Here is a 6,116-nt window from a genome sequence, read left to right on the forward strand (position 1 = left end):
GCCCAGGGCCGCCCCTTCACCCCAGGGCCACCGCCCCGCACACCGCGAGTGCCACCGCGCAGCCGGCCGCCAGCACCGCCAGCCGGGTGGACAGCACCGGTGGGCGTCCCGCGGACAGGGCGGTGATCCGCAGCTGCGCCCCGGCCAGGAACGCCAGCCACGCCAGCGCCACCAGAGAGGCCATCAGCAGCGGCACCGGATGGGCCCCGCCCCGCAGCACCTGCCGCAGCGCGAACACCGCGGCCACCGTGCAGGCGAGCGTGGCGCGCCGCCAGGCCAGCCGGGTCCGCTCCGGCTGGAGGCCCGGGTCCCGTCCGGCCGAGGCCATCAGCGGGTCCAGCCGAACGCCACGACCAGCACCATCGCCACCGCCAGCAGCCCCACCCCGACCCCCAGCAGGGCCGGGAACCGGGAGGGCGGCAGATCCTCGCCGCGCCGCATCGCCAGCTCGCAGCGCACCCAGCGGTCGACCGCCCGGACCGCGCACACCGCACCGCCGGCCAGCAGCACCACGGCCAGCACCACCCGCGGCACGCGCTCCGAGTCCGGCAGGAACTGGTTCACCGCGAAGCCGCCGCCCACCAGCGCCAGTCCGGTCCGCAGCCAGGCCAGGAAGGTGCGCTCGTTGGCGAGCGAGAAGCGGTAGTCCGGGGTCGTCCCCTCCGCCCGCACCCGCTCCGGCTCGAACCACAGCCGCAGCCGCGCGACGGCGCCGCGCGGCTCAGGACGGGGCATGCGGCCGCGCCTCCCCGGCGCGCCAGGAGAGCAGCCGCCGGTACGCCTCCAGGCCGTCCGGCACCCAGTCCCAGGTGTCCAGGCGCTCGGCCACCTCCTGCTCGGTGAGGAACGTGTGCCAGGCGACCTCCGACTCCTGCGGTGCCACCGGCAGCTCGCAGCGCACCTGGTAGACCCGGCTCCACCAGGTGTGCTCCGGGGACTCGTAGAGGAAGCCGAACAGCGGCTCCGGCACGGGCAGCCCGGAGACGCCCAGTTCCTCCTCGGCCTCGCGCAGCGCCGCCTGGTCGTAGGACTCGCCCGCGCCCACCACACCGCCGACGAACAGGTCGTACTTCGAGGGGAACACCAGCTTCCGGGCGGTCCGCCGGTGTACGAAGATCCGGTCCGCGCCATCCCGTACCAGGACGAAGGCGCATCGGTGGCGCAGTCTGCGGGCGGTGGCCTCGGCGCGCCGGGCCTGGCCCACCACGCGGTCCCGCTCGTCCACGATGTCCAGCAGTTCATCGACCGAAAGAGGCTCTTGATCGGGCATACCGCCATACAAGCAGATCGGACGGGCCCAGCGGCTGGGGCGGGGCGACGAGTGGTGTCGGAGTGGTTGACGCCTTACCGGCGGGTAGGCAGGATCGCCCCACAAGCCGGCCGCACACCCGGTGCGCTTCCGGGCGAGCCCTGGCAGGGATGGCACATGGCGTACGACGCGGACGTGATCGTGATCGGAGCGGGACTCGCGGGACTCGCCGCCACCGCCGAACTCGCCGAGGCGGGACGCTCGGTGATCCTGCTCGACCAGGAACCCGAGCAGTCCCTCGGCGGGCAGGCCCACTGGTCCTTCGGTGGACTCTTCCTGGTCGACTCACCCGAGCAGCGCAGGCTGCGCATCCGCGACAGCCAGGCGCTGGCCTGGCAGGACTGGCTGGGCACGGCCGGCTTCGACCGCCCCGAGGACCACTGGCCGCGCCGCTGGGCCGAGGCGTACGTGGACTTCGCGTCCGGGGAGAAGCGCTCCTGGCTGCGCGCCCAGGGCCTGCGGCTGTTCCCGGTCGTCGGCTGGGCCGAGCGCGGTGGGTACGCCGCCACCGGGCACGGCAACTCGGTGCCCCGCTTCCACATCACCTGGGGCACCGGGCCCGGCGTGGTGGCCCCCTTCGAACGCCGGGTCCGGGCGGGCGTGGCCCGCGGCCGGGTGCACCTGCGCTTCCGGCACCGCGTCACCGGGCTCTCCCGCAGCGCCGGCGCGCTGGACACCGTCAGCGGCGAGATCCTGGCGCCCAGCGACGCCGAGCGCGGCACACCCAGCAGTCGCGAGGTCACCGGCGCCTTCGAACTGCGCGCGCAGGCCGTGATCGTCACCTCCGGCGGTATCGGCGGCAACCACGACCTGGTCCGCCGCAACTGGCCGAAGCGGCTGGGCAGCCCGCCCAAGACCATGATCTCCGGGGTGCCCGCGCATGTGGACGGGGCGATGATCGGCGTCGCCGAGGACGCCGGCGCCCGACTGATCAACCGGGACCGGATGTGGCACTACACCGAGGGCATCCGCAACTGGGACCCGATCTGGCCCCAGCACGGCATCCGCATCCTCAGCGGGCCGTCCCCGCTGTGGCTGGACGCCCACGGCAGCCGGCTGCCGGTGCCGCTCTTCCCCGGCTTCGACACCCTCGGCACCCTCGAGCACATCATGGGCACCGGGTACGACCACACCTGGTTCGTGCTCACCCGGAAGATGGCGGAGAAGGAGTTCACCCTCTCCGGTTCCGAGCAGAACCCCGACCTGACCGGCAAGCGGCTCCGCGACGTACTGGGCCGGGCCCGGGGCGGGGTGCCGGCACCGGTCCGGGCCTTCTTGGACCACGGAGCCGACTTCCTCGTCGAGCCGACCCTGGACCGGCTGGCCGGACGGATGAACGACCTGATCGGGGAGCCGCTGATCGACGCGGCGGCACTCCACCGCGAGGTCGCCGCCCGGGACCGTGCCATCGCCAACCCCTACACCAAGGACCTCCAGGTCACGGCCCTCCGTGGGGCCCGCAGATACCTGGGCGACCGGCTCATACGCACCGCCGCGCCGCACCGGATCCTGGACCGCTCGGCCGGGCCGCTGATCGCCGTTCGGCTGCACATCCTCACCCGCAAGACCCTGGGCGGGCTGGAGACCGACCTCCACTCCCGGGTGCTCACCGAGGGCGGCGAGCCGCTGCCCGGACTCTACGCGGCCGGCGAGGCGGCGGGCTTCGGCGGAGGCGGCGTGCACGGCTACCGCGCCCTGGAGGGCACCTTCCTGGGCGGCTGCATCTTCTCCGGTCGCACCGCCGGCCGCGCGGCGGCCCGGGCCGTGGGGTAGGTCGCGTCCCGCGCCTCCGACACAACGGGCCGGGCCGCCGGAGGAGCGCTCCGACGGCCCGGCCCGATGCGAAGCCGGCTCAGCCGATGACGCACACGTTGTGGACCGCCGAGTTGAGGACCCCGATGATGTTGATGGTGTCTCCGCAGATCTCCACCGGGATGTCGATCGGCACCTGCACCACGTCGCCGCTGAGGACTCCCGGCGAGCCGACGGCCACGCCCTCGGCCTCCGCGCCATGGTGGTGGTGATGGTGACGCCTGTCGTCGACACGCTCGCTCTTGGTGCCCTTGGTGCCGGCCCTGGTCTGCTGGCCCTTGCCGCACGCGTCGGCGGCGCCGGCACTGCCGACAAGGAGTACACAGCCGGCGGCGGCGATACCCGCAGCCCTGACGATTCGGTTCACCGTCAGAATCCTTTCCGTGTTGCGAATGGGGCAATTTCTACAACGAAGCGAAACAAGTCAAGGTGCGCATGATCACCCGATGGCATCATTCGTGCACTTGTCGGTCTGAACTGAACCTTCCGACCTCCCCACCCCTGGCGAGCGGCGGAGCATCCGCACCAGGGCGGCCGCGGACTCGACCCGGGTTTCGGCGGCCGGCGGAGCCCCGGGCGCGAGCGACCACCCCGACGGCCCATTCCGCGCGCGTCCGAGGTGATGGACATCTTGTCTTCTGCCATGGTCGGCAGTGGCGCGTCGTCTTCCGCGCGGTCGGTTGTGGCGCGGTCATCGGCCTGCCGCGGCCGGCAGTGGCGCGGTCATCGGCCTCCGCCGCGGTCGCGGGCGGCGTGGACATCGGCCTCCGCGGGCGTGCGGGGCCGGCCGCCCACCGCTTCGACCGGGGCGACGGCCCACCACCGGGGCCGCGCACGGTGGCGGGGTGGGCCGTACCCGACACCACCGAAGGGTCGTGATGCGAGTCCTGCACATCATCACCGGTCTCGACGCGGGCGGCGCCGAACAGCAACTGCGCCTGCTGCTGCGCCGGCTGCCGGTGCGCTGCGACGTCGTCAGCCTCACCGGAGTCGGCACCGTCGGGCCCGGCATCCGGGCCGACGGCACCCCGGTCACCGCCCTCGGCCCGGCCGGCCCCCGCGACCTTCCGGCACTGCCCAGGCTGGTGCGGCTGATCCGCGCCGGAGGCTACGACCTGGTGCACACCCATCTCTTCCGGGCCTGCGTCCTGGGCCGGACCGCCGCCCGGCTTGCCGGAGTGCGCGCGGTCGTCGCCACCGAGCACTCGCTCGGCGGCACCCGGCCCGAGGGCCACCCGCACACCCTGCGGGCCCGCGCCGCCTACCTCGCCTCCGAACGCCTCGGCTCTGCCACCGTCGCGGTCTCCGCCACCGTCGCCGACCGGCTCCGCGCCTGGGGCGTGCCCAGCGGCCGGGTGCACCTGATCCCGTACGGCATCGACGCCGACCACTTCCGCTTCGACCCCGGACTGCGCGCCGCCGCGCGCAAGCGGCTCGGACTGGCCGAGCGGGAGTTCGTCATCGGCGCGGTGGGCCGGCTGGCCCCGGGCAAACGCTACGACCTGCTGCTGCGCGCCGTCGCCGAGGTGCCGGGGGCCAGGCTGCTGCTGGTCGGTGACGGCCCGGAGCGGCACCGGCTGCACACCCTGGCGTACGGGCTCCAGGTGGCCGAGCGGGTACGGCTGCTGGGCGAGCGGGACGGCGTGGTGGAGACCGCGGGGGACAGGCCGGCCGACATCCCCGGGCTGCTCGCCGCCATGGACCTCTTCGTCTCCCCGTCCCCGGAGGAGGTGTTCGGGCTCGCCGTACTGGAGGCCCTCGCCGCCGGACTGCCGGTGCTGCACGCCCACTGCCCGGCGCTCGACGAACTGCCTGCCGAGGCGGCCCCCGGCGCCCGGCGGATCGCCCCGGACGCCGCCCGGCTGGCCGCCGCGCTGCGCGAACACGCCGCCGCGGGCGGCGGGCGGCGGCTGCCGGTGCCCGCAGCGGTCGAACGGTACGCCGTCAGCCGCGCCGCCCGCCGGCTGATGGCGCTCTACGACCACACCGCCCGGCACGGCACCGACGGCTGCGCCCGCGGGCCGGCCCCGGCCCCGGGGCAACGCCCGTTCCCGGCTCTCCTGGATCCCAGGCGTTAGCCCCTCGCGCCCGCCGGACCGCACACCGCTCCCCGGCGCCCAGGGAGCCCCGAAGCGCTGGTCAGCGTCCGAAATGAGCAACCACCGTCCGCATCGTGGAGCGGCTGGCAGCTTCCTGAATCCGGCATTGCGACCCTCTGGAGGGCGCGGATAGACATGATCCAGATTCGGATTCCGACCTCACCCCGGAGTCCGGTCGTGGCGCGCCCCGTCCCCCGGGGAGTGCCGAAAGGGGTCCGGCGCATACCCCAGCCGCGCCGGACCCCTCCGCGTCTCCCCCCGGGACCCTGGCCGGCCCGGTGGGTGACGGGACCTCAGGCGCTCTCCTTGGCGACCGCCTCCCGTACGGCCGGGGCGATCTCCCGGGCCCAGCGACCGAGGGTGGCGAGGTCCGGTGTTCCGTGGTCGGGGGCGAAGAGGGTGAAACCCGAGGCACCGTGCTCCACCACGGCTCCGGTCAACTCCTCGACCCACTGCTCCACCGAGCCGCCGATCCACCGGCCCTCGTGGTCGCGGGTGGCGGGCAGCGGCCGGTCGGTGATGCGCCCGGGGAGGTTGAAGACGGTGCGGACCGCGCCCGGGGCACGGCCCGCGGCGGCCGCCGCCTCGTCGACGATCGGCCGGGACGTGCGGTAGCGCTCGCTGAGCCAGTCCGCGGCGTGGCCCGGGATCCAGCCGTCGGCCACCCGGCCGGCGGCGGCCAGGGACTTGGGGCCGACCGACCCGGCCCACACCTCGGGCGCGGCCACCGGGGCCGGCTCGATCCCCTCCACCTGGTAGTGGCGGCCCCGGTAGGTGACCGGCGGGCCACCCCCGGACAGCAGCTTGACCAGGGTGATCGCCTCCTCGAAGGCGTCCACGGCCGCGCCCGGCGTCAGCCGTGGCACCCCCATGTCGGCGATCCGGTCCCACAACCC

General features: G+C 74.7%; 7 protein-coding genes. 2 read left to right on the forward strand and 5 right to left on the reverse strand.

The window, feature by feature from the left end:
* Positions 1-16: 16 nt before the first annotated feature.
* From E4099_RS27805 to E4099_RS27815, 3 genes are read right to left on the reverse strand one after another with little or no spacing between them, the layout of a single operon-like run.
* A complete protein-coding gene (locus E4099_RS27805) occupies positions 17-328 on the reverse strand; it encodes a DUF202 domain-containing protein (RefSeq protein ID WP_135341881.1) in 312 nt (103 codons plus the stop codon).
* A complete protein-coding gene (locus tag E4099_RS27810) occupies positions 328-735 on the reverse strand; it encodes a YidH family protein (protein ID WP_135341882.1) in 408 nt (135 codons plus the stop codon). Before E4099_RS27810 ends, E4099_RS27805 begins: the two co-directional genes overlap by 1 nt.
* Positions 722-1,270, reverse strand: coding sequence for an NUDIX hydrolase (locus E4099_RS27815; RefSeq protein WP_135341883.1), 549 nt, complete (start codon positions 1,268-1,270; stop codon positions 722-724). Before E4099_RS27815 ends, E4099_RS27810 begins: the two co-directional genes overlap by 14 nt.
* A gap of 156 nt (positions 1,271-1,426) precedes the next feature.
* Between E4099_RS27815 and E4099_RS27820 the strand changes: the two genes are divergently transcribed.
* On the forward strand, positions 1,427-3,082 hold the full coding sequence (locus tag E4099_RS27820; protein ID WP_135341884.1) for an FAD-binding dehydrogenase: 1,656 nt from the start codon (positions 1,427-1,429) through the stop codon (positions 3,080-3,082).
* Positions 3,083-3,161: 79 nt separating this feature from the next.
* Here E4099_RS27820 and E4099_RS27825 read toward each other — a convergent pair whose 3' ends face one another.
* Positions 3,162-3,488 (reverse strand): chaplin, encoded by a 327-nt coding sequence (locus E4099_RS27825; RefSeq protein WP_135341885.1) that lies wholly within the window; start codon positions 3,486-3,488, stop codon positions 3,162-3,164.
* Between the two features lie 511 nt (positions 3,489-3,999).
* Here E4099_RS27825 and E4099_RS27830 point away from each other — a divergent pair.
* A complete protein-coding gene (locus tag E4099_RS27830) occupies positions 4,000-5,199 on the forward strand; it encodes a glycosyltransferase (RefSeq protein WP_135341886.1) in 1,200 nt (399 codons plus the stop codon).
* A gap of 314 nt (positions 5,200-5,513) precedes the next feature.
* On the opposite strand, the gene E4099_RS27835 is transcribed toward E4099_RS27830, so the two are convergent.
* The coding region (locus tag E4099_RS27835; protein WP_135341887.1) for an LLM class flavin-dependent oxidoreductase at positions 5,514-6,116 on the reverse strand (603 nt) is incomplete at its 5' end.

Origin of the sequence: Streptomyces palmae (genome assembly GCF_004684805.1) — a bacterium.
GTDB lineage: Bacteria > Actinomycetota > Actinomycetes > Streptomycetales > Streptomycetaceae > Streptomyces > Streptomyces palmae.

What these genes read in the sequence shown, in the direction of transcription:
- E4099_RS27805 (WP_135341881.1), bottom strand. Translation starts at nt 328, where the DNA reads ATGGCCTCGGCCGGACGGGACCCGGGCCTCCAGCCGGAGCGGACCCGG.
- E4099_RS27815 (WP_135341883.1), bottom strand. Translation starts at nt 1,270, where the DNA reads ATGCCCGATCAAGAGCCTCTTTCGGTCGATGAACTGCTGGACATCGTG.
- E4099_RS27810 (WP_135341882.1), bottom strand. Translation starts at nt 735, where the DNA reads ATGCCCCGTCCTGAGCCGCGCGGCGCCGTCGCGCGGCTGCGGCTGTGG.
- E4099_RS27830 (WP_135341886.1), top strand. Translation starts at nt 4,000, where the DNA reads ATGCGAGTCCTGCACATCATCACCGGTCTCGACGCGGGCGGCGCCGAA.
- E4099_RS27820 (WP_135341884.1), top strand. Translation starts at nt 1,427, where the DNA reads ATGGCGTACGACGCGGACGTGATCGTGATCGGAGCGGGACTCGCGGGA.